Annotated in this window: 25 protein-coding genes; 8 read left to right on the top strand and 17 right to left on the bottom strand. The window is 60.9% G+C overall.

Annotated features, from left to right (window positions below):
* Positions 1–226 precede the first annotated feature (226 nt).
* From DEVEQU_RS20025 to DEVEQU_RS15925, 3 genes are all read right to left on the bottom strand, one after another.
* Positions 227–787 (bottom strand): DUF3817 domain-containing protein, encoded by a 561-nt coding sequence (locus DEVEQU_RS20025; RefSeq protein ID WP_206437868.1) that lies wholly within the window; start codon positions 785–787, stop codon positions 227–229.
* A gap of 109 nt (positions 788–896) precedes the next feature.
* The gene (locus DEVEQU_RS15930; protein WP_126151580.1) at positions 897–1,205 is read right to left on the bottom strand and encodes an AzlD family protein; all 309 of its coding nucleotides are present in this window, start codon (positions 1,203–1,205) and stop codon (positions 897–899) included.
* Entirely contained in the window at positions 1,189–1,917 is a 729-nt protein-coding gene (locus tag DEVEQU_RS15925) for an AzlC family ABC transporter permease (protein ID WP_126151579.1), read from the bottom strand. Before DEVEQU_RS15925 ends, DEVEQU_RS15930 begins: the two co-directional genes overlap by 17 nt.
* Positions 1,918–2,190: 273 nt before the next feature.
* Between DEVEQU_RS15925 and DEVEQU_RS15920 the strand changes: the two genes are divergently transcribed.
* Entirely contained in the window at positions 2,191–3,549 is a 1,359-nt protein-coding gene (locus DEVEQU_RS15920) for an MATE family efflux transporter (protein WP_126151578.1), read from the top strand.
* 70 nt (positions 3,550–3,619) lie between these two features.
* Here the strand turns inward: DEVEQU_RS15920 and DEVEQU_RS15915 are convergent, their stop codons facing one another.
* Both DEVEQU_RS15915 and DEVEQU_RS15910 read right to left on the bottom strand, forming a co-directional pair.
* The gene (locus DEVEQU_RS15915; RefSeq protein ID WP_126151577.1) at positions 3,620–3,892 is read right to left on the bottom strand and encodes a hypothetical protein; all 273 of its coding nucleotides are present in this window, start codon (positions 3,890–3,892) and stop codon (positions 3,620–3,622) included.
* Between the two features lie 96 nt (positions 3,893–3,988).
* On the bottom strand, positions 3,989–5,572 hold the full coding sequence (locus DEVEQU_RS15910) for a serine hydrolase (protein ID WP_164550444.1): 1,584 nt from the start codon (positions 5,570–5,572) through the stop codon (positions 3,989–3,991).
* 325 nt (positions 5,573–5,897) lie between these two features.
* On the opposite strand from DEVEQU_RS15910, the gene clpS reads away from it, so the two are divergent.
* The 5 genes from clpS (at position 5,898) to DEVEQU_RS15885 (ending at position 11,026) form a co-directional block, all read left to right on the top strand.
* Complete coding sequence (clpS, locus tag DEVEQU_RS15905; protein WP_126151575.1) at positions 5,898–6,317, top strand: ATP-dependent Clp protease adapter ClpS; 420 nt, start codon at positions 5,898–5,900, stop codon at positions 6,315–6,317.
* A 9-nt stretch (positions 6,318–6,326) separates the two neighbouring features.
* Complete coding sequence (gene clpA / locus DEVEQU_RS15900) at positions 6,327–8,666, top strand: ATP-dependent Clp protease ATP-binding subunit ClpA (RefSeq protein ID WP_126151574.1); 2,340 nt, start codon at positions 6,327–6,329, stop codon at positions 8,664–8,666.
* 156 nt (positions 8,667–8,822) lie between these two features.
* On the top strand, positions 8,823–9,413 hold the full coding sequence (locus tag DEVEQU_RS15895; protein ID WP_211199031.1) for a TetR/AcrR family transcriptional regulator: 591 nt from the start codon (positions 8,823–8,825) through the stop codon (positions 9,411–9,413).
* Positions 9,414–9,426: 13 nt separating this feature from the next.
* Positions 9,427–10,635: a GDSL-type esterase/lipase family protein gene (locus DEVEQU_RS15890; RefSeq protein WP_126151573.1), complete on the top strand. Its 1,209-nt coding sequence runs from the start codon at positions 9,427–9,429 to the stop codon at positions 10,633–10,635.
* 25 nt (positions 10,636–10,660) lie between these two features.
* Positions 10,661–11,026: a YciI family protein gene (locus DEVEQU_RS15885; protein ID WP_126151572.1), complete on the top strand. Its 366-nt coding sequence runs from the start codon at positions 10,661–10,663 to the stop codon at positions 11,024–11,026.
* 75 nt (positions 11,027–11,101) lie between these two features.
* On the opposite strand, the gene DEVEQU_RS15880 is transcribed toward DEVEQU_RS15885, so the two are convergent.
* The 9 genes from DEVEQU_RS15880 to DEVEQU_RS19945 all read right to left on the bottom strand — a co-directional run bounded on the left by DEVEQU_RS15880 (position 11,102) and on the right by DEVEQU_RS19945 (position 18,212).
* On the bottom strand, positions 11,102–11,734 hold the full coding sequence (locus tag DEVEQU_RS15880) for a pyridoxamine 5'-phosphate oxidase family protein (RefSeq protein ID WP_126151571.1): 633 nt from the start codon (positions 11,732–11,734) through the stop codon (positions 11,102–11,104).
* Between the two features lie 92 nt (positions 11,735–11,826).
* Positions 11,827–12,474 carry a YoaK family protein gene (locus DEVEQU_RS15875; protein ID WP_126151570.1) on the bottom strand — a complete coding sequence of 216 codons (648 nt, stop codon included), beginning with the start codon at positions 12,472–12,474 and terminating at the stop codon, positions 11,827–11,829.
* Between the two features lie 54 nt (positions 12,475–12,528).
* Positions 12,529–12,945, bottom strand: coding sequence for an HIT family protein (locus DEVEQU_RS15870; protein WP_126151569.1), 417 nt, complete (start codon positions 12,943–12,945; stop codon positions 12,529–12,531).
* A gap of 16 nt (positions 12,946–12,961) precedes the next feature.
* Entirely contained in the window at positions 12,962–14,089 is a 1,128-nt protein-coding gene (locus DEVEQU_RS15865) for a hypothetical protein (protein ID WP_126151568.1), read from the bottom strand.
* A gap of 53 nt (positions 14,090–14,142) precedes the next feature.
* The gene (locus DEVEQU_RS15860) at positions 14,143–15,339 is read right to left on the bottom strand and encodes a GNAT family N-acetyltransferase (protein WP_386849519.1); all 1,197 of its coding nucleotides are present in this window, start codon (positions 15,337–15,339) and stop codon (positions 14,143–14,145) included.
* Entirely contained in the window at positions 15,308–16,069 is a 762-nt protein-coding gene (locus DEVEQU_RS15855) for a glycerophosphodiester phosphodiesterase family protein (protein ID WP_126151567.1), read from the bottom strand. Before DEVEQU_RS15855 ends, DEVEQU_RS15860 begins: the two co-directional genes overlap by 32 nt.
* Before the next feature lie 79 nt (positions 16,070–16,148).
* Entirely contained in the window at positions 16,149–16,607 is a 459-nt protein-coding gene (locus DEVEQU_RS15850) for a RidA family protein (protein ID WP_126151566.1), read from the bottom strand.
* Positions 16,604–17,932, bottom strand: a complete 1,329-nt coding sequence (locus DEVEQU_RS15845) for a DNA polymerase IV (protein WP_126151565.1) — start codon at positions 17,930–17,932, stop codon at positions 16,604–16,606. Before DEVEQU_RS15845 ends, DEVEQU_RS15850 begins: the two co-directional genes overlap by 4 nt.
* 1 nt (position 17,933) lies before the next feature.
* Positions 17,934–18,212: a DUF3572 family protein gene (locus DEVEQU_RS19945; RefSeq protein ID WP_164550443.1), complete on the bottom strand. Its 279-nt coding sequence runs from the start codon at positions 18,210–18,212 to the stop codon at positions 17,934–17,936.
* A gap of 171 nt (positions 18,213–18,383) precedes the next feature.
* Between DEVEQU_RS19945 and DEVEQU_RS15835 the strand changes: the two genes are divergently transcribed.
* Complete coding sequence (locus tag DEVEQU_RS15835; protein ID WP_126151563.1) at positions 18,384–18,755, top strand: response regulator; 372 nt, start codon at positions 18,384–18,386, stop codon at positions 18,753–18,755.
* A gap of 87 nt (positions 18,756–18,842) precedes the next feature.
* Positions 18,843–20,213 carry a PleD family two-component system response regulator gene (locus tag DEVEQU_RS15830; protein ID WP_126151562.1) on the top strand — a complete coding sequence of 457 codons (1,371 nt, stop codon included), beginning with the start codon at positions 18,843–18,845 and terminating at the stop codon, positions 20,211–20,213.
* A gap of 381 nt (positions 20,214–20,594) precedes the next feature.
* On the opposite strand, the gene rpmG is transcribed toward DEVEQU_RS15830, so the two are convergent.
* From rpmG to rnr, 3 genes are all read right to left on the bottom strand, one after another.
* Entirely contained in the window at positions 20,595–20,762 is a 168-nt protein-coding gene (rpmG, locus tag DEVEQU_RS15825) for a 50S ribosomal protein L33 (protein WP_046104197.1), read from the bottom strand.
* A 96-nt stretch (positions 20,763–20,858) separates the two neighbouring features.
* A complete protein-coding gene (locus DEVEQU_RS15820; RefSeq protein WP_126151561.1) occupies positions 20,859–21,254 on the bottom strand; it encodes a DUF983 domain-containing protein in 396 nt (131 codons plus the stop codon).
* Between the two features lie 3 nt (positions 21,255–21,257).
* A complete protein-coding gene (gene rnr, locus DEVEQU_RS15815) occupies positions 21,258–23,537 on the bottom strand; it encodes a ribonuclease R (protein ID WP_126151560.1) in 2,280 nt (759 codons plus the stop codon).
* Positions 23,538–23,558: the final 21 nt, after the last annotated feature.

The raw sequence follows: 23,558 nt of genomic DNA, 5'->3' as shown, positions 1-23,558 counted from the left end.
CGCAGTTATTTCACGTTTCTAGGTGGTTAGCGGGCGAACGTGCCCACCCCATTTCCGCGACGTGTCGTTTGTTACTTCATGGACTGGAGTAGCCTACAGGTTTTGGCTTCAGGCCGGATCTATCAATGTAACGCGCAGCGGATGGCAATCACACTATATCCGTGCCCTCGACCCGCTGGCCGACTGTAAGCGAAGCGGGCGCCCCCCCTCACCGGCCGGCGGCAACTTACTGCGATAGCTCAGCCTCTTTGCGCTTCAGGAACGAGTCGTTCAGAAACGTCCCGAACGGGAAAAACGATGCGATTGTGGTTCTGGCCCATTCCAGAACTGTGAAGCTTTTTCCCCATAGGGCAACGATCATCATCAACAGATAGGCCAGAAAAGCCCATCCATGGATGGTGCCGACTGGAGGCACCAGATCTGGGAAATCGAAGAAGTACTTTGCTGGCATGGCTACGAAAAATAGCGCCAGGGTGGTCACGCCTTCAAGAATGGCGACGTATCGGAAAGCTTTAAACATGCTGCCGATATCGTACTTCACCCTCGAGGTGTCGTCGTGACCGATTGTCGCCCTGAACTGGCTTCGTCCATAGACCACGCGTTTGAGGCGACGAGTGACGCGACGCGTATGGTCAGTTTTACGCCGGAGGAAGACCAAACGCCTCGACGCCCATCCATCGCTTGAACGGGTGCGGCGTTTGCCCCGAATGAAGTCGGCAGCGCTGACGCATAGGCAATGGCTTGTGGATCCTGAGAAAATTACACTTTGGTCTTTGATCGCCGCCATCGTTTTGCAGTCTCGATAGGTCTCGTCAGCGCATTCTTCGGATAATTGGCCCGGGCTTACATTGCGATGCTGACGGAGCTCAAGCGCTACTCTCACAAAAACGCCTATCTTACGCGCCCAGCCAGAGGCGCATGAGAAAGATTGTCAGTACGCCGCTGGCCATTGCCGCGAAGAGATTTCGCGTGACGAGGAACACGACAGTTGTTGCGGCAGCAGCGATGACTTCGGCGATTGATCCAGAGACGAGGGCCGGCGCGACAAGGGCAGCGAGCACTGCTCCCGGGATGTGACGAAGCCAAGCTGCAGCAAAGCCGGTGCGCGGCAGGCGATCAGCCAGCAAAAGGCCGCTCGCCTTGATGGCAATGGTCATAAGCGCCATGCCGAGAATTGCGAGGACCGCTTCAGGACTGGTGTGCATGTTTGCGCACCTCCATGATTGCACCCGCCAGGCTGCCGACGATACCACCCACAAGAATGTGCCAACTCCCCTGCAGCCAATGCTGGGTGACAATGGCGGCCAGGGCGGCCACAAACCATGGCAGAAGATCGCCCCGGCCTTTCCACATCCCCAGCAGCAGGGCGAGGAATGTAGCCGTGAAGGCAAAGTCGAGCCCCCAGCGCGAGGGGTCATCAATGGCCGAGCCCAGGAAATAGCCGGTGAGATTTGTCGACATCCAGGAAATCCAGGCGAGCGCGCCTCCGCCCATCAGAAACGCCACGCTACCCTGGCCGCGCGCCATTGCGGCGACGGTCATGGCCCAGTTCTCGTCCGTCACCAGATACATGCTGAGCGCCCCGCTCCCGAGTTTGTCCTGGGGAAACAGCGGTCGCAGCGTAGCTGTCAGAAGCAGGTAGCGGAGATTGACAATCAGTGCCGCCAGCACGAGCGGGCCGATGGGCAGGGTCGCCGGGGTACTGGTCCAGAGGTCGAGTGCAACGAATTGCGCCGACCCCGCAAACACAAAGCCGCTCATCATCATGACTTCAAGCGCGCTCAACCCCGCCCCGCGCGCCAACACGCCCCAGACCAGACCATAGGCAGCGACCGAAATGGCCACCGGCACGCATGCGCGTGCTCCGGCCAGAAACTGGTCTAGGACGAGGGACGGGTTTGGATTTTGCGCACTCATCAGGCTCGCATATCACGGAGCCGGCAGCAGAATGCCATGATTATTGCTGATGGGGATCATCGCTGCCACTGATGGCACTCCCGTCTCGATTGACGAGGGCTTGAGCCGGGCGTAGATAGTCCGCCGTGTCATTGCCGAGCCTCCAGCGCCCGTCCAGCCAGCATCCGTCTACTTCGGTGCAAAGCGGTCCCACCGGCGCACTAGTCCGCTAGTTGTGCCGCCCCCGGGGCCGAGCGAGTTGACCTGCGCGTTTTCGTTCCCCGGAGTGTTCACATGAACCCCCATTCGACTCGACCGCTGTGGCAGCGGTTTGCCGTCTTCCTCGTCCCGCTTATGGCCTCGAATATTCTTCAGGCGTTGTCGGGGACGATCAATTCTATCTTTATCGGCCAGATGATCGGAGTGGATGCGCTGGCGGCGCTTGCCACCTTCTTCCCGATCCTGTTCTTTCTCATCAGCTTCATCATCGGCCTCTCCGCCGGCTCGACCATCCTGATCGGGCAGGCCTGGGGCGCGCGCAATGTCGACCGCGTCAAGCAGGTGACAGGCACAACCATTACCGCCGCCGTAGTAATGGGCCTGGTCGTCGCGATCATCGGCTCGGTTTTTATCGAGCAGATCATGAGCGTGCTCGGCGCGCCGGAAAATATTCGGCAGACCGCCATCGACTACGGACGCATCATGTTCCTCGGCATGCCGGGTTTCTTCGTCTTCCTCGTGGTCACTTCGGTGCTGCGCGGGGTTGGCGACACCATCACGCCGCTGTTCTCGCTTCTGCTCTCCATGGTCGTTGGCATCATCCTGACGCCGGCGTTGATCGAGGGCTGGTGGGGCTTGCCGGCACTGGGCGTCAACTCGGCTGCCTGGGGCTTCATCGCCGGCTTCGTCATCGTCTTGGTGTTTCTGTTCTTCTACATGCGTGCCCGCAAGATGCCGCTGGCTCCAGATGCGACCATGCTTCGTGCCTTGAAGCCGGACTTCAAGCTGCTAGGTCTTATCCTAAGGCTAGGGGTTCCTGCTGGGCTGCAGATGGTTGTGGCGTCTGTGGCCGGCATCGTGGTGGTCGGGCTGGTCAATCGCTTCGGTTCCAATGCGACAGCTGCCTATGGCGCTCTCAACCAGGTGCTGAACTATGTGCAGTTCCCAGCCATGTCGATCGGCATCGCCACCTCGATCTTCGGCGCCCAGGCGATTGGGGCGCGGCGGCAGGAACAGCTGGGCGCCATCACCCGCACGGCCTTGATGATGAACCTGATCATCACCGGCGCGCTGATTGCCTTGGCCTATCTGTTCAGCGAACGCCTGGTTGCACTGTTCATCACCGACCCTGAGGTGATCGATCTTACTCAGCATTTGCTGCACATCGTGCTCTGGGCCATTCTCCCCTTTGGCTGGGGTGTGGTGTTTTCGGGCATGATGCGCGCCAGCGGCATGGTCTACGCACCCATGGCCATTGCGCTGGCGGCGATCCTCATCATCGAGCTGCCCGGCGCCATCTGGCTGAGCCAGACCGACTTGGGCCTCTCCGGCATCTGGGTTGCCTATGCAGCCAGCTTTACCGGCATGATGCTGATGCAGGCGGCTTGGTATTATTTCGTCTGGCGTCGCAAGGACATCGTGGCGCTGGTCTAGGCGCCGCAAACGAAAAGACCGGCGACATGTTGGTGTCGCCGGTCGCTCAAAGGCCAATCTGTCGGTTCTGTCAGTTATCGCCCAGCGTCAGCCGAACGGCGCGTTTGCCACCGGGGGCGAAGACATCGACTTCGACATGGACCGGATCCTGTGCCATGCGGCGGGTCCGGGCAGACAGCGCCATCACCACCGCCAGCAGGTCGCCGACCGAACGGCGCTGACGGGGCATTATGCTGTCGCTAAGACCGGCCAGCACCCGATTGCGTACGCGCATATCGGGCGAGGCCAGGGGAGAGCGGCCGATGAAACCGGCCAGTTCGATGAGGGCGTTCCGTTCACTCATGGGGCTACTCCAAACACAAGCACCAAGCTGTTTCCCCGTTCACCGGCCGGCGCTTGTTCGCGCTGTACCTATTCTTTTTGCGGCTGTTTCCAGCCGTTAGCCCTGCATGGCGAGACACGCCAGGCTCTGATCCTTGAGACGGTTGCACATGGTCGTGGCGTCGTCGCGATTGCCGAAACCGATGAAGCGGGCACGATAGAACGTCTGACCGTTCTTCTCGAAGCGTTCGACATAGGAGCGGAAGTCACCAAGGCCATTCACCTTGCGGGCCGCATCCGAAAGCATGGCGCGAGCGCTGTCCTCGGAGGGGCCGGCGCCGATCTGCACGATCCAGCCACCGACATCAGGCGTCGCCTGAGCCACCGATCCCGAAGTCATCAGGTCGATCGGCTGGTTGTCATTGGCCTGAACGCTGCCCGGGGGCAACAGCGGCGCGGATGCCGGAGTCTGGCCGAGGGCGGCCGGTGGAGCGCCTAGATTATAGGTTTCGCTGAGCCATGCACCGATCACGTCCTGGCTGGGATAGGCAGGCTGCGGCGCCTGGGTGGGAGCAGCAAGGACGGCGGCAGCCTGCACGGCGGGCTGCAATGTCTGTGCGGTCGGGGGCGGCAGCGGCATGGGTGCAGTGCTGGCCACGGCAACGGGCTGTGCCTGCATCGGCTGGCTCTGCGGCTGCGCACCATTGGCAGCCACAAGCGCGGCGAAGCGGAAGGCCGGCATCGGCATGGGGGTGACGAACACCGGCTGCGTCGGCTGAGCGACGGCAACCTGCACATTATTGTTGCCCTGGCGGCCCGGCAGCGGCACCAGCGCGGTGCGCTGATAATCGCCGCGGCGACCCTTGGGCAGGTAGTTGGCCACAAGCTGACGCACCTTTTCATCACGCGCGCCGGCCGAATTGAAGCCAAAGGCGACGATGACGATGTGGCGGTTATCTTTGCGTGCGGCGGTCAACAGGTTGGAACCGGCAGCATTGATGTAGCCGGTCTTGATGCCGTCGACGGCACCCATATAGCCGAGCACGCGGTTATGGTTGCCATAGGTTTTCCCGCCGAAGCGGAAGGCAGTGGTCTGGAAATACTCGTAATATTGCGGGAAATGCTGGTAGACGGCGATGCCCAGGATAGCCTGGTCGCGCACCGTGGTCAGCTGACCGCCATCGGGCAGGCCAGAAGCGTTGCGATAGGTGGTGTTGCGCATGCCCATGGCGCGGGCCGTAGCGGTCATGCGCTCGGCGAACTTTGTTTCCGAGCCAGAAATATTTTCTGCAATGACCCTGGCAATGTCGTTGGCCGAGAGGGTCACCAGAGCCTTGATAGCGTCCTCAACCGAGATGGTGGCACCGGCCCGCAGGCCCAGCTTGGTCGGAACCGCCGAGGCGGCGTGACGGGACACGGTCATCTTGGTGTTGAGCGAGAGATTTCCGGCGTTCAACTCCTGGAACAGGATGTAGAGCGTCATCACCTTGGCCACGGAGGCGGGGTAACGCTTGGAGTCGGCGGCTTCCTCGTAGAGAACCTGTCCGGACTTGGCGTCCACGACGATGCCGGCATATTTGCGGAGGTTTTCAATCGCGTGCGCCGGTGCTGCAGCGTGCAGGCTGACGGCAAGCGACAGAAAAAGTGCTGCAAGGGCGCGGAAAAACACGACGCGCCAGGGGGTCTTCGCCAGGAAAATCACCCGGTACTCCAATTACTCAATCGGGCGGCCTCATGCCCGTACGCAACACAACAATCGATGTTCCGAGTGGTCCCCAAACCCCGCAACATCATCCTTTTCGACAATATGGCCTGCGCCGTTACCATTCCGTAAAATGCAATCGATTTTTGGTGCTGAGTCTCCAAATGGCCACGAGGCAATGCGATGCCTCTTCAATCCCGGCCTGACCGAACCTCCGCGGCGCGGTCAAATAATCGGGATGGCATGGCCCTTAACACCGCGCCATTTTTGCTTACATAATGCACCTAACCAGCTGCTTCGTTTCCTCTGGCGACAGTCGACCCCAATGACCATGATTTCTCTTGAGCCCATCCCGTCCAAATCCGCCGCATTCCAGCAGCGCCAGGGCTTTGCCTTGGTCAGCGGACCTGCGGACAAGGACGATGGGAAAGGCGGCGGCAACGATGCAGGTTTTGAAACCGGGACGGCGACCAAGACGCGTCCCAAAACCAAGCGGCCGAACCTGTACCGGGTTCTGCTGCTCAACGACGACTACACGCCGATGGAATTCGTCGTTCTGGTGCTGCAGGACGTCTTCAACAAGTCGCGCGAAGACGCCATGCGCATCATGCTGCACGTTCACCAGAAGGGGGTGGGTGAGTGCGGCGTATATCCTTACGAAGTCGCCGAAACCAAGGTGACCCGCGTCATGGATACGGCACGCAAGAACCAGCATCCGCTGCAATGCGTGATGGAAAAACAGTAGGAACATCATATGCCCTCATTTTCGCGCGGACTCGAAAAGGCCCTGCATCAGGCAATGAACCTGGCTCGGGAGCGTAACCATGAGTTCGCCACGCTCGAGCACCTCCTGCTGGCGCTGACCGACGACCGCGAGACGATCGCCGTGCTCACCGGCTGCGACGTCGATATCGACGCGCTCAAAAGCGACCTCGAAGATTTCATCAACGAAGAACTGGACAGCCTCGTCGTGCAGAACGGCCAGGATGCGCGTCCCACGGCGGCGTTCCAGCGCGTCATTCAGCGCGCCGTTATCCATGTTCAATCCTCCGGCCGCGAAGAGGTGACTGGGGCCAACGTGCTCGTCGCTATTTTCGCCGAACGCGAGAGCCACGCCGCCTATTTCCTCGAACAGCAGGACATGAGCCGGCTGGACGCGGTCAATTTTATCTCCCACGGCATCACCAAGTCCGGCCATAGCGAAGAGCGCAAGGTGCGCGGCGCCGAGGACGGGGAGGGCGCGGCCGAAGGCGCTGCGGAAAGTAAGAAGAGTTCGGCACTCGCCGATTTCTGCGTCAACCTCAATGACAAAGCCAAGGCCGGCAAGGTTGATCCGTTGATCGGTCGTGATGCCGAACTGCGCCGCACCATCCAGGTGCTCTGCCGCCGCTCGAAAAACAATCCGCTCTATGTCGGTGATGCCGGCGTGGGCAAGACCGCGATTGCCGAGGGTCTGGCCCGCAAGATCGTCGAGGGCGATGTTCCAGAGGTGCTCAAGGAAGCGGTGATCTACTCGCTCGATATGGGCTCGCTGCTTGCTGGCACCCGCTATCGCGGTGACTTCGAGGAGCGTCTCAAGCAGGTGATGAAGGAGCTCGAGAAGATGCCGCATGCGGTGCTCTTCATCGACGAAATTCACACCATGATCGGCGCCGGCGCAACCTCCGGCGGCGCGCTCGATGCGTCGAACCTGCTCAAGCCAGCCTTGGCCAGCGGGGCGATCCGCTGCATCGGCTCGACCACCTACAAGGAGTACCGTCAGTTCTTCGAGAAAGATCGGGCTCTGGTTCGTCGCTTCCAGAAGATCGACGTCAATGAGCCGTCTGTCCCGGACGCCATCGAGATCGTGAAGGGCTTGCGGCCCTATTTCGAAGAGTTCCACAAGATCAAGTACACGGACGAGGCTCTCAAGGCCGCCGTGGAACTCAGCGCGCGCTATATCACCGATCGCAAGCTGCCCGACAAGGCCATCGACGTGATCGACGAGACCGGCGCCAGCCAGATGCTGCTTCCCGAGGACCAGCGCAAGAAGCTGATTGATGTGGAGGATATCGAAACCACCATCGCCTCGATTGCTCGCATTCCGCCTAAGTCGGTGTCCAAGTCCGATGCCGAACTCCTGTCGGGACTGGAACAGAGCCTGCGCACGGTTGTGTTTGGACAGGACGATGCGATCACGGCACTGTCCTCGGCGATCAAGCTGGCCCGTGCCGGCCTGCGCGAGCCGGAGAAGCCGATCGGTTCGTACCTGTTTACCGGTCCGACCGGTGTCGGCAAGACGGAAGTCGCCAAGCAGCTGGCCGATACGCTCGGCGTCGAGCTCCTGCGCTTCGATATGTCCGAATATATGGAACGCCATACGATCAGCCGCCTGATCGGTGCGCCCCCGGGCTATGTCGGCTTCGACCAGGGCGGATTGCTCACCGATGGCGTCGACCAGCATCCGCATTGCGTGGTGCTGCTGGACGAAATTGAGAAGGCTCATCCGGACCTCTACAATGTGTTGCTCCAGGTGATGGACCACGGCAAGCTGACCGATCACAATGGCAAGGCGGTCGACTTCCGCAATGTCATCCTGATCATGACGTCGAACGTTGGTGCATCCGAACTGGCCCGCTCGCCCATCGGCTTTGGCCGCAAGCGCGAGAAGGGCGACGACGAAGAGGCGATCAACCGCACCTTCTCGCCGGAGTTCCGCAACCGCCTCGACGCGATCATCTCCTTCGCGCCGCTGCCGCGTGAAGTGGTGCGCCGCGTCGTTGAGAAATTCGTGCTGCAGCTTGAAGGCCAATTGGCCGAACGCGGGGTCACGATCAACCTTACGCCCGAAGCCGCCGACTGGCTGGCCGAGCACGGTTATGACGAACGTATGGGTGCACGCCCGCTAGGTCGCGTGATCCAGGAATACGTCAAGAAACCGCTGGCCGATCAGGTGCTTTTCGGGGAACTCGTCAATGGCGGCAATGTCACCGTGGCCGTCGTCGGTGAAGGCTCCGAGGCCAAGCTGGAACTGGTAGCCACCCCACCGCGTCCAGCAAAGCCCAAGGCGTTGCCTAAGCCGAAGAAGCCAAAGGCAACGGCAGACAAGAGTTGACGCTGCCAGCAGCGTTAACCATGAAGAGGCCGGGAGCGATCCCGGCCTTTTTGTATTCGATGTCCGCACGCCTGAACCCCCGGCATGTCACTCCGTCGGCATCTTGCCAAACAAAACTAACACTGTTAGGAAAAAGGCTAATACATATCGTTTTGGGTGCATGCGGTGGTCAGGGTAGGCCTAACACGAGACAAAATCATCGCAGCGGCGGCCAGGCTTGCCGATGAAGACGGGTTTGACAGCCTGACGCTGGCGGCAATTGCAAGACTGTTCGACGTGCGGTTGCCCAGTCTCTATGGCCATGTGGAAAGTGTGCACGAGCTCAAGAAGGGCGTCGCTCTTCTCGCTCTGCAGCGTCTGGCTGACCGGACGGAAGAAGCGGTCGCAGGGCGGGCAGGCAGAGACGCTTTGTTCGGACTGGCCAATGCCCATCGCGACTTCGCGCGCCAGCATCCGGGCCTGTTCCAGGCGTCTCGTTATCCACTTGATGGTGCAAGCGCCGCAGCCAGTGGCGGCGCGCGCCTGGCGCGGGTCAACCACGCGATGCTGCGGGGCTATAACCTCGAAGACGAAGACCGTGTCCACGCCACGCGGTTGATCGGCTCATTCGTCTTGGGCTTTTCTCTGCTGGAGCTGGCCGGGAGCTTCAGCCACAGCGCCCCGGATGTCGAGCTGTCCTGGAACCGCGACATCGACGCCCTTGATGCTCTGTTGCAGAGCTGGGCGAGCCAAACAAACAAGAGCTGAAAGCGCCTGCAAGATGAAAGCCCCCCGCTTAACGATCACCACAGCAATCGCACCATCTCTGATGCGCGGCTTTGCCGAGCTTGGGCGGACTGATTTTGGCGTGCTGCCCCACCGCCTGCCGGCGAAGGCGCGCGCACAATGTTCAGATCCACAGTTGGCTATGGTTGAAACCGAGCCCTCTGCCGTTCGGCTGGTGTTTCAGACCGTCGCCACCGCTATCGAGCTCGACGTCATGACCACGCGGCGTCAGATTGTCGGCGTTCCTCCTCGGCCGGTCGGCGTCTTTGACTTGTGCGTCGATGGCCGACTTGAACGCCAGTTATCGGCAAAGGACGCAACCATCCTGCGTTTCGACATGGCCTCTGGAGCCATGGCTCGCGAAGCGGCGGCAGTACAAACGCTTCGCTTTGACGGCCTGGCAGGTAATGAGAAACGCGTAGAGATCTGGCTACCGCACAACGAGGTCACCGAGCTCGGCGTCTTGAGGTCGGATGCGCCGCTCAACACGGTTTCGGAAGAGGGCAGGCCGCTTTGGGTGCACCACGGAAGTTCGATCAGCCACGGCTCCAATGCTACCTCGCCGACAGGAATCTGGCCCGTCATTGCGGCGGCATCCGCTGGCCTCGATCTGATGAATATGGGATTTGGCGGCAATGCTCTGCTCGACCCGTTCACCGCTCGCGCCATCCGCGACAGGCCGGCCGATGTCATCAGCGTCAAGATCGGCATCAACGTGGTCAATGCCGACCTGATGCGGCTGCGCGCTTTCGGACCTGCTGTGCATGGATTTCTCGACACCATTCGCGATGGCCATCCCGACACGCCGCTGCTCGTCATTTCGCCGATCTACTGTCCGATCCACGAAACCACGCCCGGTCCAGGTATGTTCGACCTTGATGCTCTAGCGAGGGGCGAGACAAAATTTGTCGCCCTTGGCAAGGCCGAGGAGGTCCGCTCGGGCAAGCTAACCCTCAGCGTTATTCGCGAGCAGCTTGCGGCCATTGTCGAGCAACGGAGCGGTGAGGACGCCAACATTCATTATTTGGACGGGCGGCATCTTTACGGCGAAGCCGACCATGAGCGCCTGCCGCTGCCAGATCGTTTGCATCCCGACGCTGAAACGCATCGCCTCATTGGCGAGCGGTTCGGACCGGTCTTGCAAAAATTGATGCCAATGTCGAATTCCGCCGCTCTCGCTCGTCGTGGTTCAGAACGCCCATGATACCGGGGCACACAGGAGACTGACGATGCGCTACTTCATGTCCATTATTCCGCCGGCCGACCTCAAGCCCGAGGATGTTAGTCAGGAGCTCATGGATGCCATGGGGCCCTGGATGGAGAAGAACCTGGCCTCAGGCGCGCTGGTGTCCACTGGCGGCCTTAAGCCGGTGAGCGAGGGACGGCGGCTGGGTGGGCAGACTGGCGCGGTAGTCATAACCGATGGCCCTTTTGCAGAAGCCAAGGAAGTCATTGGCGGCTACGCGGTTTTTGAGGCGCCTGATGTGGAAGCGGCGTCGCGGATCGCCCAGGAGTTTCTGCAGCTGCATATCGATTCAGGTCTGATCGATGTGGTGCTGGAACTGCGCGAGATCGCTGGCGGGGTCAATATCTGAACGAGCGGTTTAGCGGGCAGGCGCCTATGGGCTCGTCGCCCGTTTCGTTTAGCGGCCATGTGCAGTGGGCACCGGTCAGTAAAGTGTGCGCTTGTAGTCTTCTTCCAAGCCGGCATCGATCCTGGCCATTTCCTCCGGACCCGGCGCGACCGAGGTCTCATCCAGGATAATCTTGATCAGCGACGGCATGGCTTTGCGGTCCTGGTGATGCGCAGGGTCCCAGAGATGCGAACGCCGGAATGCCTTGGCGCAATGCATGAAGACTTCGCGAACCTCCACGACGATGGCGAGCGTCGGCCTGCGATTGTTCACCACCATTGTCTCGAGCAAGGTCGGGTCGGTGGTCAGTTTGGCAGTGCCGTTGACGCGAAGCGTATCGTCGAAACCGGGAATGACGAACAGCAGTCCCACATTGGGGTTGGCAACGATATTGGACAGGCTGTCGAGCCGATTATTGCCTGGGCGGTCGGGGATTGCGAGCGTCTTGTCATCGAGGATGCGCACAAAGCCAGGCGGATCGCCGCGCGGACTGACATCGGCGCGGCCCGCAAGGTCCTGTGTCCCGATGCAGACAAAGGGCGAGCGAGCAATGAATTCGCGTGAGTGTACGCCCAAGCTACTCTGAAATTTCTGCACCGCCAGGTCGTGCGTGGCGGGATAAAGTGCACGCAGCGTCTCCTCGTCCTCGATCAGGTGAGTTGCGTCCATATCGTCCTCCTCGAAACGGATGTGGTGGCCTTACCACGTTCATCTCAGAATGAGGTACGTACATCATTTTTGTCAAGCGCAAGAACCTTGCCTCACCCGGCCTCTCGGCTGCCGGCCAGAAGATGGCCCATAGTGAAGGCACCGTATACGGCGATAGGGATGTAAAGCGCGTGAATGCCAGCCCAGCGGTAGGCGAGGGCGCCGGCGGTAGCGCCGCCGAGAAGCCCGAACCAGATACCCAGATGCTGCAGCCAGCGCAGCGGAGGTACCTTGCCTTGCAGGGCGAGGGCCAGCTCCTGGCCTGCAGTATAGAGCGTGCCGGTAACGAAAGTAGCGCCGAGTCGCACTGTGCTTCGCATCGGCAGGATGGCATTTTGCGCGCCGGCCGAGGCCGCGAGGACCAGCATGGCGATGGCGGACGGCACGCCGGCCAACACCAAGGCTGTCGTAAGGCAGACCCCAACAAACACGGCGCCGCTCACCGCCGCAGGGCCCCACCGAACATTTGAAAAAGCCAGCGCCGCACCGATCACTGAGCCGATGAAGAATAGAGCCACCAGGGCCATGGTCATGCCGAAGACTGGGTAGGCGCCTGCCACGAGCGCGGCGCCGCCTTGGGTGGTATTGCCGCTCATGAATGAGACGAAATAGCCGCCCAATTCGATAAAGCCGACTGCATCTATGAATCCCGCCGCGCCGGTCAGCAGCATGCCGAGGACGAGATGCCGTGCTGGAGCCATCGGCAATACCCCTTTGGTCTCGCGGCTACACGCCGCATCGTTCGGCGATGAGGACTAGATGTGGGCGCCGATGTCTTTGGCCAGAGCTGCCAGTTCAGCGTCATTAGCGCGGCCGCCGGCATGGGCCCCAAGAGCCACGCCCTCATAGACTGGAATGAGGTGGAAATGCAGGTGGAACACGGTCTGTCCAGCCGGTGCCTCGTTGAACTGGGCCAACCGCACGCCGTCGGCATTAGTGGCCGCCTTTACTGCCTGCGCCACCCGCTGCACCAGTGGCATCAGGGCACTGAGCGCCGCCGGATCGGCATCGAGCAGGTTGCGCGATGCAGCCTTGGGGATGACCAGGGTATGGCCCTTCGACTGCGGAAAGATGTCCATCATTACCAGAGCGGTCTCGTCCTCATAGACCTTGTGGCAGGGCATGTCGCCCTTGAGGATCGTCGCGAAAATATTGTTGGGATCGTAGCTCATCGCACCCTCATGGATTTTATTCGCCTGCCGTAGCCGGGGCTTCCTCGCCCTGGTTTTTGGCGTAACGGAAACGGAAGAAGTTGAGAACGGCCAGGCCGGTCAGCGTCACCGGTACATATTTAAAGCCGCGCGTAATGAAGAACAGCGCGATACTGACCGCGGTTTCGGCACTCATCGCGCCCTTGCCCATTGCCGAGGTAAATGACGATGGCACGATGTGGCGGTAGATGAGATCGTTCGAGCGATAATAGCTGCGCGCACGGGCGGCAAAGGCACGCTTTGAGGAAGAGTAATCCTTCAGCTCGTCTAGTCCCATATCGCCGTGAAACTCTACCTCAGAGCCGACAGCCCAGACTTCGGGAGCGGTCAGGCGTGCCTTGCCGTGTTCCACAAAGAGATCGATGAGATCGCGAAACGTCACATAATTGGCATTCCAGCAGTCATCGCTCTTGGCGCCATGCGCCAACACTAGAACATCGGCGCGCTCGAGTTTGTCACGGATCGCATCATACTGCCCGGGTGAAAAGTCCACGCCCGATTTGGCAGTGTCGACAATGGCCCCGCGTTTTTGCAGCGCCTTGACCATGGCCGCGCCGAAAGCGCCGCTTGCGCCGGTGACGAGAAACCGCCGGCCCTCGATCTGGCAGGTGGTGCCCATGATCAGGTCAAAGGCATTGGTGAATGACGAAAAGAAATTGTGCGGATAGACGTGATGCATGGCATGGTAGTTGTTGTTCACCCACAACAATCCCTGTTTGCCGCCGACACGGTCCATCGACATGTGATTGTAGTCCAGTCCCTCTTCACGCAGCGTTTGCACCAGCATGACCGTGCGGATGACCGCCACAGCGGCAATGGGTGGCCAAGGAAACACCAGCAAGAACAGTGCGGTTCCGACCATGCCGGTCAAGTACTCCGGCAGAATGTGAAACCAGATATTTGCCCGGGCATAGGCCGGGTTGACCTGCATATCCAGTCCTAGAAATTTGTGGTGCACCCAGTGCCACGACGAGAATTTGCGCAGCAGCGGATTGGTGGAGCGCTCCCAGCGATGCAACAACCAATGGAGCGCGTCGAATAAAGCCGTCGATACGACGAAAACGAGTCCTGCCTGCAGCAGGAAGATCAGAATGTCCCAAACCATGATGCCTGTTTAGGCCCTGCCGTCGCCCACGCAAAGAACTTTTGCCCCTCGCATCACCGTTGTTGCCGGTCACCGCGCCGGAATGGCGTAAATTCTTCGAGAATTTCTTGCTCGCGCGCCACGGCGGCCTGTTCTTCACGAAGATAGTCGGCCACCGCGTGGCGCAGTCCCGGATGGGCGATCCAGTGCGCGGAATGAGTCGTCACCGGAGCATAGCCGCGTGCCAGCTTGTGCTCGCCTTGGGCGCCAGCTTCGACGACAGCCAGTTTGTGCGCGATGGCATAATCGATGGCCTGGTAGTAGCACACCTCGAAGTGCAGGAATGGCACGTCGCGCGTCGCGCCCCAGTTTCGGCCGAACAGACGATCGCGGCCCCGGAAATTGATGGCGCCGGCGATAGGCTCGTTGCCATCATAAGCCAGCATCAGCACCACCCGATCGGCCATGTACTGCCCGAGCAACGAGAAGAAAGCGCGGTTGAGATAGGGGCGCCCCCATTTCCGCGCGCCAGTATCCTCATAAAAAGCGAAGAAGGCGTCCCAGTGCTCCTCGCGCAAGTCAGTGCCTGAAAGCCACTTGACCGTTATTCCGTCGGCCAGGGCGTCGCGACGCTCGCGCCGGATGACCTTGCGCTTGCGCGATGACAGGGTGTCGAGGAACTGCTCGAAATCGGCAAAGCCCTCATTGCGCCAATGGAATTGCGTGTCTTTGCGCGTCAGCCAGTCCAGTGAGCCGGCCAGTTCCACCTCTGCATCGGGCAGGAAAGTGAGATGCACCGAGGACGCATTCCGCTGTCCGGCCAACTGCTGGGCCGTGGAGAGCAGGGCCGCCTGAATGTCGATTTGTCCCGATGGCACCAGCAGTTTCGAAGCCGTCGCTGGGGTAAAGGGCACCGAGCCCTGCAGTTTGGGATAGTACTGCCCACCCGCACGCTCCAGCGCATTGGCCCAACCATGGTCGAACACATATTCGCCCATGGAGTGGGATTTGAGGAATAGGGGCAGTAGGCCGACAGACACGCCTTCGGCATTGTTCAGCAGGATGTGCTGCGGCTGCCAGCCGGTGCGTGCAGTGGCGCAACCGGATTCTTCGAGCGCCAGAAAGAACGCGTGGTCGAGGAATGGATTGTCGACCACGCCATCTGTGGAAGGGACAAGGCTGTTCCACACCGCGGCGGGGATGGACGCCGTGGTGGGGTGGATATTTGCCGTTAAGCCGTCAGTCGACACGGTCGGGATTGAAGCCTTCAAAGACGATCTGATCGATATGGGGACGCGCGGCCTCCGCTTCAACGGCGGAGCGGATGGTCCAGGCGGTGATCGGTTTACCAAGCGCGCGCCAGAACACGATCGCCGGCAGTGTCAACGCGGCCTTGTCGCAGGAAATGAAATCGAACTGCGTTTCATGCCAGTGGAGAAGGTGGCGCATGCTGTAGCGCTGCTCCTCTGTGATCCCTGGCGGATAGTCTTCACCCTCATAATCGTAGGTGATGATCCCGCGCGGACCGGCAAAGCCGAAGTCACGGATCAGGCTGATCAAGCGCGGATCGAATGACTCAACGGTCACTGCGCCGTTGTAGCGGGCCAGCGAGCCGGCCGCCGCCTCTGCCAGGCGCCGGGTGGCCTCGGCATCGGGCTGGTGCTTGAGTTCGATCTGCAGCAGGGCGCGGCCATCGATCTGCTCGAGGAAAGCATCCAGCGTCTGCGGCCGGTCACCGGCCTTGCTGTCCTTGAGGCCGATATGGGTCAGCTCAGCAACCGGCCGATCACTCACCAGTCCTGTTTCGCCCGTCAGCCGATCGAGCACCTCGTCGTGAAAAACCACTGGCACCCCGTCCCGGCTCAGCTGCAAGTCGCACTCGATGGCGAAATGGCCCGCAATGGCCGCTTCGAATGCGGCGGCACTGTTCTCGACGATGCCGGCGGCGCGATCATGCAGGCCGCGATGCGCGATGGGACGGGGAAAGAGCTGGCTGGTCATGGCTTCCTGCCGAAATGGTGAAGGCGCGTCGGATGCCACAGCTTCATGACAAACCGATCACGCCTCACCGGTAGATCGATTAAACCTCGATCACCGCATCAATTTCGACCGCAGCGCCGAGGGGCAGGGCGGCTACGCCGAAAGCGGCGCGAGCATGCTTGCCCTTGTCGCCCAGGACGCCGACCAACAGGTTCGATGCCCCATTGGCCACCAGGTGCTGCTCGAAGAACTCTGGTGTCGAGGCGACCAGCACGGTGAGCTTGAGGATCTGCTTGATCTCATGCAGCGGCACGCCGGCCATATTGACGACCTGAGAGAGAATGTTGACGGCGGCCAGTTCAGCCGCGTTGCCACCTTGGACCACATTCATGTTATCGCCGAGCCGCCCTTGTACGACGCCCTGCTCATTGCTCGAAATCTGGCCGGAAACATAGATGAGGTTGCCGCTGCGGGTCACCGGAACATAGCTGGCCACCGGTGCCTTTGCGGGCGGGAGCTCGTAGCCATACTCGCGCAGCTTCTGGATCGGATCGGTCATCGTGTCTTGCCTTCGATATCGTCTGTTTCTTCCGCGGACTGCGGCTGGGAATCGGGCCGCGCCGTATAGAGTTTACCTCGTACCACGGCCTCGCGCCCAAAGCGCGTACGAACACGGTCCATGGCCCGTTCGGCGGCAGCCTTTCGCGCCACCTGAGGCTCCAGCAGATCGGCCGGGTCAGACCCATCTGCCGCATCGAGACCGGAGACCCCGATGCCGATCAGCCGGAATGGCGTACCGTCCGCCTCGTGCTGCAACAGACCCAGCCCGGTTTCATAGAGCATGCTGGCCAGTTGCGTTGGCATCATCAAATGCCGCGCCCGCGTGCGCAACCGAAATCCGGCAGTTTTTAGCTTCAGCGTCACCGTGTCGCCGACCACGCCCTTGGCCTTGAGCCGCTCGGACAGGCGCTCGCAGCATTTGAGCAACTGGGTGGAGAGCTCTTCGATGCTCGTGATGTCGGTGTTGAATGTGGTTTCCGAGGAGATGGTCTTCATCTCGCCGTCTATGCTGACCCGGCGACTGTCCTGGCCCCGTGACAATCGCGCCAGGCGCGCGCCGGATTCGCCATAGAGCCGCAGCAAGCGCACCGGGTCTTCCTGCTGCAACTGGCCGATGGTCACATAGCCGTCCTTGCGGAGCGTTTCGCTGAACACCTTGCCGACGCCGAAGATCAGGCCGATAGGCCTCGGCGCGAGAAAATCGAGGGTTTCGGCGGCACCGATCACCGCAAAGCCGCGCGGCTTGTCGAGATCGGAGGCAACTTTGGCCAGAAATTTGTTGTGGCTCAGCCCCACCGAAATGGTCACGCCGACATCTTGCTCAACCGTGCGGGCAAAGCGCGCCAGGGACAGGGCAGGGGGCGCCTTGTGCAGGCGCTCTGTACCAGTGAGGTCGAGAAAGGCCTCGTCGATCGAGAGCGGCTCGACCAGCGGCGTCAGCGTTTCCATATGGCGCCTGATCTGCCGGCTCACCTCCACATATTTGCTCATATTGGGCTTGATGATCACGGCCTGGGGACAAAGCTCGCGTGCCTTGAACATCGGCATGGCCGAGCGCACGCCAGATTGCCTGGCAATATAGCAGCAGGTGGACACCACGCCGCGTACCCCGCCGCCAATGATCAGCGGCTTGTTCGCGAGGGAGGGATCATCGCGCTTCTCGACAGATGCGTAAAAGGCGTCGCAGTCCACATGGGCAATGGACAGAGCGAAAAGTTCGGCATGCCAGCGGACACGTGGCGATCCGCAGGATGGACAGCGCGTGGGCGCCGCCGCCGCCGGCGCCGATGAAAGGCAATCGCGGCAGAGCCAGGCCGCCTGCATGTCAGCCGGCCGGATTGAGCTTGTGCCAGACGCGCATGAAGGTCTCTGGCGTTAGGCCGCTATTGGCACAAAGAGCGAGTAGAATCCCCTCATTGGCGGCAAAGTGGTCGATGAGGCCCTGCTGCAGCCGACGCGAGCCCAGCGAGGCCCGCAAGGTGTGCGGGTCGAAGCCGGCCTGCTCCATGAAGGCCAGCAATTCTTCAGGATGCTCTGCCAGGTAAGCCAGGCAGAGATCCGCAAGTTCGGTAATGTCTGGTGCGGCACGGCTGGACAACGGCAAGACCCGCCCCCATTTGGTGTTTTGTAACGGTTTGAATGCTAAAGCATCGGCAGGAGAATGCGAACTGGTTTCCGGTTCGTTCCGGTGCGAAAAACGCGGAACAGGGTGTTTGACGGCAGGCGTTCGAATCGAACGTCTCGCCGATCTTTCCCGGCGCCGAAGTGAGGAATGATGCCCAAGTCGGTCATGATCGTGGAAGACAACGAGCTGAACATGAAGCTCTTCAACGATCTGCTGGAATCGCGTGGCTATCGCGTCATCCAGACGCGCAATGGCATGGAGGCACTGGATTTGGCCCGCGCGCACATGCCCGACCTGATCCTGATGGATATCCAACTGCCTGAAGTTTCCGGCCTTGTGGTCACCAAGTGGCTCAAGGACGATGACCAGCTTGCCCATATTCCCGTCATCGCTGTCACCGCCTTCGCGATGAAAGGCGATGAGGAGCGCATTTTGCAGGGCGGTTGCGAAGGGTACATCTCCAAGCCGATTTCCGTGTCTCACTTTCTGGAAACCATTGCCCACTATATTGGGCCCGCCTGACCTATCCGGCGCGCCCCGTGGCGCCACAGGCATGCTCGACGCCGGCGATGAGACGCCCGGCGGGCCCACACGTGTCGAGGTATTGGCGTGACCGCCCGCGTACTGATCGTAGACGACATCCCCACCAATATCCGCCTGCTTGAGGTTCGCCTGACCGCGGAATATTTCGAGGTGGTCACGGCCACCTCCGGGCAACAGGCGCTTGAAATATGCCAGACGCAGGACATCGACATCGTCCTGCTCGATGTGATGATGCCGGGAATGGACGGCTTCGAGGTCTGCCGCCGCCTCAAGGCCGATTCGCGCACCCATCACGTGCCGGTGTTGATGGTGACGGCGCTCGATCAGCCCTCCGACCGGGTCAAGGGCCTGGAGGTTGGTGCCGACGACTTCCTGACCAAGCCCGTCGACGACATGCAGCTGATGGCGCGTGTCAAAAGCCTCATCCGCCTCAAGTCGCTCACCGACGAGCTGCGCGCCCGCGCGCTCACCGGCCAGCAGATCGCCATCGAGGACGCATTGCGCGCCATGGACCAAATTTCCGCCAGTGGCGGCTCGGTCCTGATTATTGATACGGATGCGCGCCATGCCGACCGCATCAAAGGCCACCTTGCACCGGAACATCAGGTCGATGTGTTGACCCAGCCCGCCGATGCGGTTTTTCAGGTTTCTGGCGCCTCCTACGAGCTGGCCCTGGTCAGCATGAGTCTGACGGATTTCGATCCCCTGCGCGTCTGCTCGCAGATCCGCACACTCGAGCATGCGCGCAACCTGCCCATCATTCTGATGGCCGACGAGGCCGACAAGCCGCGTGTGGTGCGGGCGCTTGACTTGGGCGTCAACGACTTCATCAGCCGTCCGGTCGAGCGCAATGAGCTTGCCGCGCGGGTACGCACGCAGATCCGCCGCTATCGCTATGCCATGGAATTGCGCGAAAGCGTCAACCACACCATGGCGCTGGCCGTTACCGACGAGCTGACGGGCCTCTACAACCGTCGCTATTTTGATCGTCATCTCAACGTCATGCTCGGCAAGGCGCAAGCCCAGGAACGGGACATGGCGCTGATGATTCTCGATATCGATCACTTCAAGTCGGTGAACGACAATTACGGCCACGACATCGGCGACGCCGTACTGCGCGAGTTCTCGGCCCGGCTGAAGCGCAATATTCGCGGCGTCGATCTTGCCTGCCGCTTCGGCGGCGAAGAATTCGTGGTGCTGATGCCCGACACTGATTGGAGCAATGCTGAAGTGGTCGCTGAGCGGGTGCGGCAGGCCATTGCCGAACGGCCGTTCGACGTCGGTCTGCCGCGTCCGCTGTCGATTACGGTGTCCGTCGGTGTGTCGCTCAATGAATCGCTGACGGACACGCCTGAAATGCTGATCAAACGGGCCGATGTGGCGCTGTATCGGGCCAAGCGCGAAGGACGCAACCGCGTGATCTTCGACGCCGCCTAGCCGCCACCGCCGTTAGGGTTATCTGTTATAGTTAACAAAGAGTTGCTTGGCGTTAACCAAGGGAATTGCTTGGTTATGGGCAGGCCCGGACTTAGTGTCTGTTCAGAAGGGGGCAGTTGCTCACCCTTTACAGTTCCCTACGGTCCACCTCAGGTCCGCCGCAACTCCTGAGTTCCGTAGGGCGGTTGGTCCGGATGCGGTTAGAGTGGCCTCTTCGACATGCCGCTCCGGACCAGCCACTCTTTCTTCGAAACTATTGATTGATGACGTTTGGGGTCAAGGCGCAAGCTGGACATCACAACATTCCATCGACAGTTCCGACAAAAACAAAACCCCGCAATCGCTTGCGGGGTTTTGGGCATTCAAAGCTGGAAGACCAAATTACTTGATCTTGGCTTCCTTGAACTCGACGTGCTTGCGGACGACCGGGTCGTACTTCTTGAACGCCAGCTTTTCAGTCTGGGTACGGGCGTTCTTCTTGGTCACGTAGAAAAAGCCGGTATCGGCCGTCGACACGAGTTTGATCTTGATAGTGGCGGCCTTGGCCATTTGGGTCGTCCTTCACAAAACGAAAGGCGCTGCATCTGGGGCAGCGCCGGAATTTGAGCGCAAACTACGGATTTGCGCTGGATTGTCAAGCGCGGATCAGTCGGCCTGGCCGGTTCCGAAGCCATACATGCGGTTTGCCCATTGCAGACCGACAATCGCCCCCTTGATCGAGGGCAGGATAGCCAGCGGCAGGACAATGGCCAGCGGGATCATGGTCCAGACATAGGTCATCGGCTCGACCCTGTAGGCCATGTCCATGTGCAGCATCAGGAAGATGATGACGTGCCCGACAATGGTGATGGCGATGTAGGGCGGAAAATCATCGGCGCGATGATGATTGAGTTCCTCGCCGCACACATTGCACTGGTCCGCAACCTTGAGATAGGCGCGAAACATCTTGCCCTGGCCACAATGGGGACAACTGCACAGTGCGCCGCGCCCCATAGCCTGGCCGACGCTGCGATGCTCGAGAACTTGGGTTTGCTCTTCCATAGCTTACCTCTTTCTCCGACCCTTTGGGCCGAAGCTCCTAGATGGGCCCTTCGAGGCCCGGCGGCCAGATGGCGGATTGCCGCGCCTACCTTCGGTCAGGAGCTCGAAGCGGAGTGCCCCGGCTACCGGGGCGGCCTCGAGCAGACGCACCTCGACGCGGTCGCCGAGCGCAAATGTTTCGCCGGAGCGCTCGCCGATCATCGCCTGGCGTTCCTCGACATAGCGATAATAGTCCTGGCCCAGCGTCGAGGCCGGCACAAAGCCATCGGCCCCGGTCTCGATGAGGCGGATGAAGAGGCCCGACCGGGTAACGCCCGAGATCCGGCCGTCGAATCGAGCGCCGATCTTGGTCGCCAGGAACTGCGCCAGCAGACGATCCGAGGTCTCGCGTTCCGCCATCATGGCGCGGCGTTCGGTGGCCGAAATATGCTGGGCAATGCCTGGGAGCTTCGTGGCTTCCTGCTCGCTCAGGCCATCGTCGCCCAATCCGAGTGCCTGGATCAGCGCTCGGTGCACGATGAGGTCGGCATATCGACGAATGGGCGATGTGAAATGGGCATAGCGGTCGAGATTGAGGCCGAAATGACCATAGTTCTCCGCCGCATACTCGGCCTGCGCCTGGCTTCGCAGGACCATTTCGCTGACCTGCTCGATACTGCCGGCCTTGCGCGCCTGATGAAGAATGCCGTTGAAGTCCGAAGCGCGCACCGCATCAGTTTTCTTGACCGAAATGTCGAGGCTCCCCAGGAAATCGCGTAGGGCCTGCAGCTTTTCCGAGGATGGCTCGTCATGCACGCGATAGAGCAGGTCACTGCGCTTTTGCTCCAGCGTCTCGGCCGCGGCCACATTGGCCAGGATCATCATCTCTTCGATCAGCCTGTGCGCGTCCAGCCGCTCGGGAATGCGGATGTCTGCCACCATGCCCTTGTCGTCGAGCACGATCTTGCGTTCCGGCAGGTCGAGATCGAGCGGCCCACGATGGTCGCGCGCCTTTGCCATCGCCGCATAGGCCGCCCAGAGCGGCCGCAGGATAGGCTCCAGCAGTGGTCCTGTCTGATCATCGGGATTGCCGTCGATGGCCGCTTGCGCCTGCTGGTAGCTGAGTTTAGCGGCCGAGCGCATGAGAATGCGGTGGAAAGTGTGGCTGCGTTTGCGGCCATCGGCCCCCAGAACCATGCGCACGGCGAGCGCGGCGCGTGCTTCTCCTTGCTTCAGCGAGCACAGATCGTTGGAAATGCGCTCCGGCAGCATCGGCACCACGCGGTCGGGGAAGTAGACCGAATTACCGCGCAGATAGGCCTCCCGGTCCAGCGCTGTGCCGGGGCGTACATAGGCGGCAACGTCCGCAATGGCGACAGTGACAACGTAACCACCGGGATTGGCTGCATCCTCATCCTTGGCGGCGTGCACGGCGTCATCGTGATCCTTGGCGTCAGGCGGGTCGATCGTCACCAGCGGCAGATCGCGCCAGTCTTCGCGCCCTTTAAGCGTGGCCTCCTTGGCCTCTTCTGCCTCGCGGATGACGCTATTGGGGAACTTGTACGGAATTTCGAGGCTGTGGATGGCAATCAGGGAAACCGCGCCCTCCGAGGCCGGGTTGCCGATCACATTGGTCACCCGAGCGCGCGGGATCATCAGCCGGCCGGACAGCTTCACCTCGACCTCGACCAGATCGCCATCGGCGGCATTTCCAAGATCGCCCAGCGGAATGCGCATTTCCTTCTGCTTGCGATCCACCGGAATGAGGCGTGCGCCCTCATTGTCCATGCGCACGATGCCGATCTGCGCCCGACGTGGCTTGTCGAGCACCTTCATCGGCTTGGCTGAATAGTCCGGAACGGGACCGTCGCCCGCATCGATCCGGGCGAGGATGCGGTCGCCGGGGGCAGGGGCCACCCTGGAATGGGCATCGACCAGGACCCGAACGCGCGGCATCTCGCCTTCTTCAGGATTCCACTGCGCCGGAAAGGCATGCAGATTGTCCGGATCGGCATCGCTGGGAATATCGAGCACAGTCACATGGGGCAGGGCCGCGGTGCGGCGCAGCGCCTTGCGGGTCCGGGTGATCACCCCTTCGCCTTCCAGCTCGGCTAGCATGGCCTTGAATGGCCGGCGCATGTCCCCCCGAATGCCGAACACTTTTGCCAGGTCACGCTTGCCCTTGATGTCGTCCTGTTCAGCCAGGGCAGCGAGGAGCTGCTCGCGGCTCGGGAGTTCCGAGGCGCGCGTCTGCACAGCACGCTTGGGGCCGGAAGTGTTTTTGGATTTTGGTGTTTTGGCCATTATTCGGTTTCTGCGGGATGA

The organism is Devosia equisanguinis, assembly GCF_900631955.1.
GTDB classification, from domain to species: Bacteria; Pseudomonadota; Alphaproteobacteria; order Rhizobiales; family Devosiaceae; genus Devosia; species Devosia equisanguinis.
Note: the sequence above shows the minus strand (reverse complement) of the source record. Positions and strands in the feature narration are given on the sequence as shown.

What these genes read in the sequence shown, in the direction of transcription:
- DEVEQU_RS15855 (WP_126151567.1), bottom strand. Translation starts at nt 16,069, where the DNA reads ATGACCAGCCAGCTCTTTCCCCGTCCCATCGCGCATCGCGGCCTGCAT.
- DEVEQU_RS15930 (WP_126151580.1), bottom strand. Translation starts at nt 1,205, where the DNA reads ATGCACACCAGTCCTGAAGCGGTCCTCGCAATTCTCGGCATGGCGCTT.
- DEVEQU_RS15835 (WP_126151563.1), top strand. Translation starts at nt 18,384, where the DNA reads ATGCCCAAGTCGGTCATGATCGTGGAAGACAACGAGCTGAACATGAAG.
- rpmG (WP_046104197.1), bottom strand. Translation starts at nt 20,762, where the DNA reads ATGGCCAAGGCCGCCACTATCAAGATCAAACTCGTGTCGACGGCCGAT.
- DEVEQU_RS15845 (WP_126151565.1), bottom strand. Translation starts at nt 17,932, where the DNA reads ATGCAGGCGGCCTGGCTCTGCCGCGATTGCCTTTCATCGGCGCCGGCG.
- DEVEQU_RS15820 (WP_126151561.1), bottom strand. Translation starts at nt 21,254, where the DNA reads ATGGAAGAGCAAACCCAAGTTCTCGAGCATCGCAGCGTCGGCCAGGCT.
- clpS (WP_126151575.1), top strand. Translation starts at nt 5,898, where the DNA reads ATGACCATGATTTCTCTTGAGCCCATCCCGTCCAAATCCGCCGCATTC.
- DEVEQU_RS20025 (WP_206437868.1), bottom strand. Translation starts at nt 787, where the DNA reads ATGGCGGCGATCAAAGACCAAAGTGTAATTTTCTCAGGATCCACAAGC.
- DEVEQU_RS15920 (WP_126151578.1), top strand. Translation starts at nt 2,191, where the DNA reads ATGAACCCCCATTCGACTCGACCGCTGTGGCAGCGGTTTGCCGTCTTC.
- DEVEQU_RS15870 (WP_126151569.1), bottom strand. Translation starts at nt 12,945, where the DNA reads ATGAGCTACGATCCCAACAATATTTTCGCGACGATCCTCAAGGGCGAC.
- DEVEQU_RS15885 (WP_126151572.1), top strand. Translation starts at nt 10,661, where the DNA reads ATGCGCTACTTCATGTCCATTATTCCGCCGGCCGACCTCAAGCCCGAG.
- DEVEQU_RS15865 (WP_126151568.1), bottom strand. Translation starts at nt 14,089, where the DNA reads ATGGTTTGGGACATTCTGATCTTCCTGCTGCAGGCAGGACTCGTTTTC.
- DEVEQU_RS15925 (WP_126151579.1), bottom strand. Translation starts at nt 1,917, where the DNA reads ATGAGTGCGCAAAATCCAAACCCGTCCCTCGTCCTAGACCAGTTTCTG.
- DEVEQU_RS15915 (WP_126151577.1), bottom strand. Translation starts at nt 3,892, where the DNA reads ATGAGTGAACGGAACGCCCTCATCGAACTGGCCGGTTTCATCGGCCGC.
- clpA (WP_126151574.1), top strand. Translation starts at nt 6,327, where the DNA reads ATGCCCTCATTTTCGCGCGGACTCGAAAAGGCCCTGCATCAGGCAATG.
- DEVEQU_RS15850 (WP_126151566.1), bottom strand. Translation starts at nt 16,607, where the DNA reads ATGACCGATCCGATCCAGAAGCTGCGCGAGTATGGCTACGAGCTCCCG.
- DEVEQU_RS15875 (WP_126151570.1), bottom strand. Translation starts at nt 12,474, where the DNA reads ATGGCTCCAGCACGGCATCTCGTCCTCGGCATGCTGCTGACCGGCGCG.
- DEVEQU_RS15890 (WP_126151573.1), top strand. Translation starts at nt 9,427, where the DNA reads ATGAAAGCCCCCCGCTTAACGATCACCACAGCAATCGCACCATCTCTG.
- rnr (WP_126151560.1), bottom strand. Translation starts at nt 23,537, where the DNA reads ATGGCCAAAACACCAAAATCCAAAAACACTTCCGGCCCCAAGCGTGCT.
- DEVEQU_RS15880 (WP_126151571.1), bottom strand. Translation starts at nt 11,734, where the DNA reads ATGGACGCAACTCACCTGATCGAGGACGAGGAGACGCTGCGTGCACTT.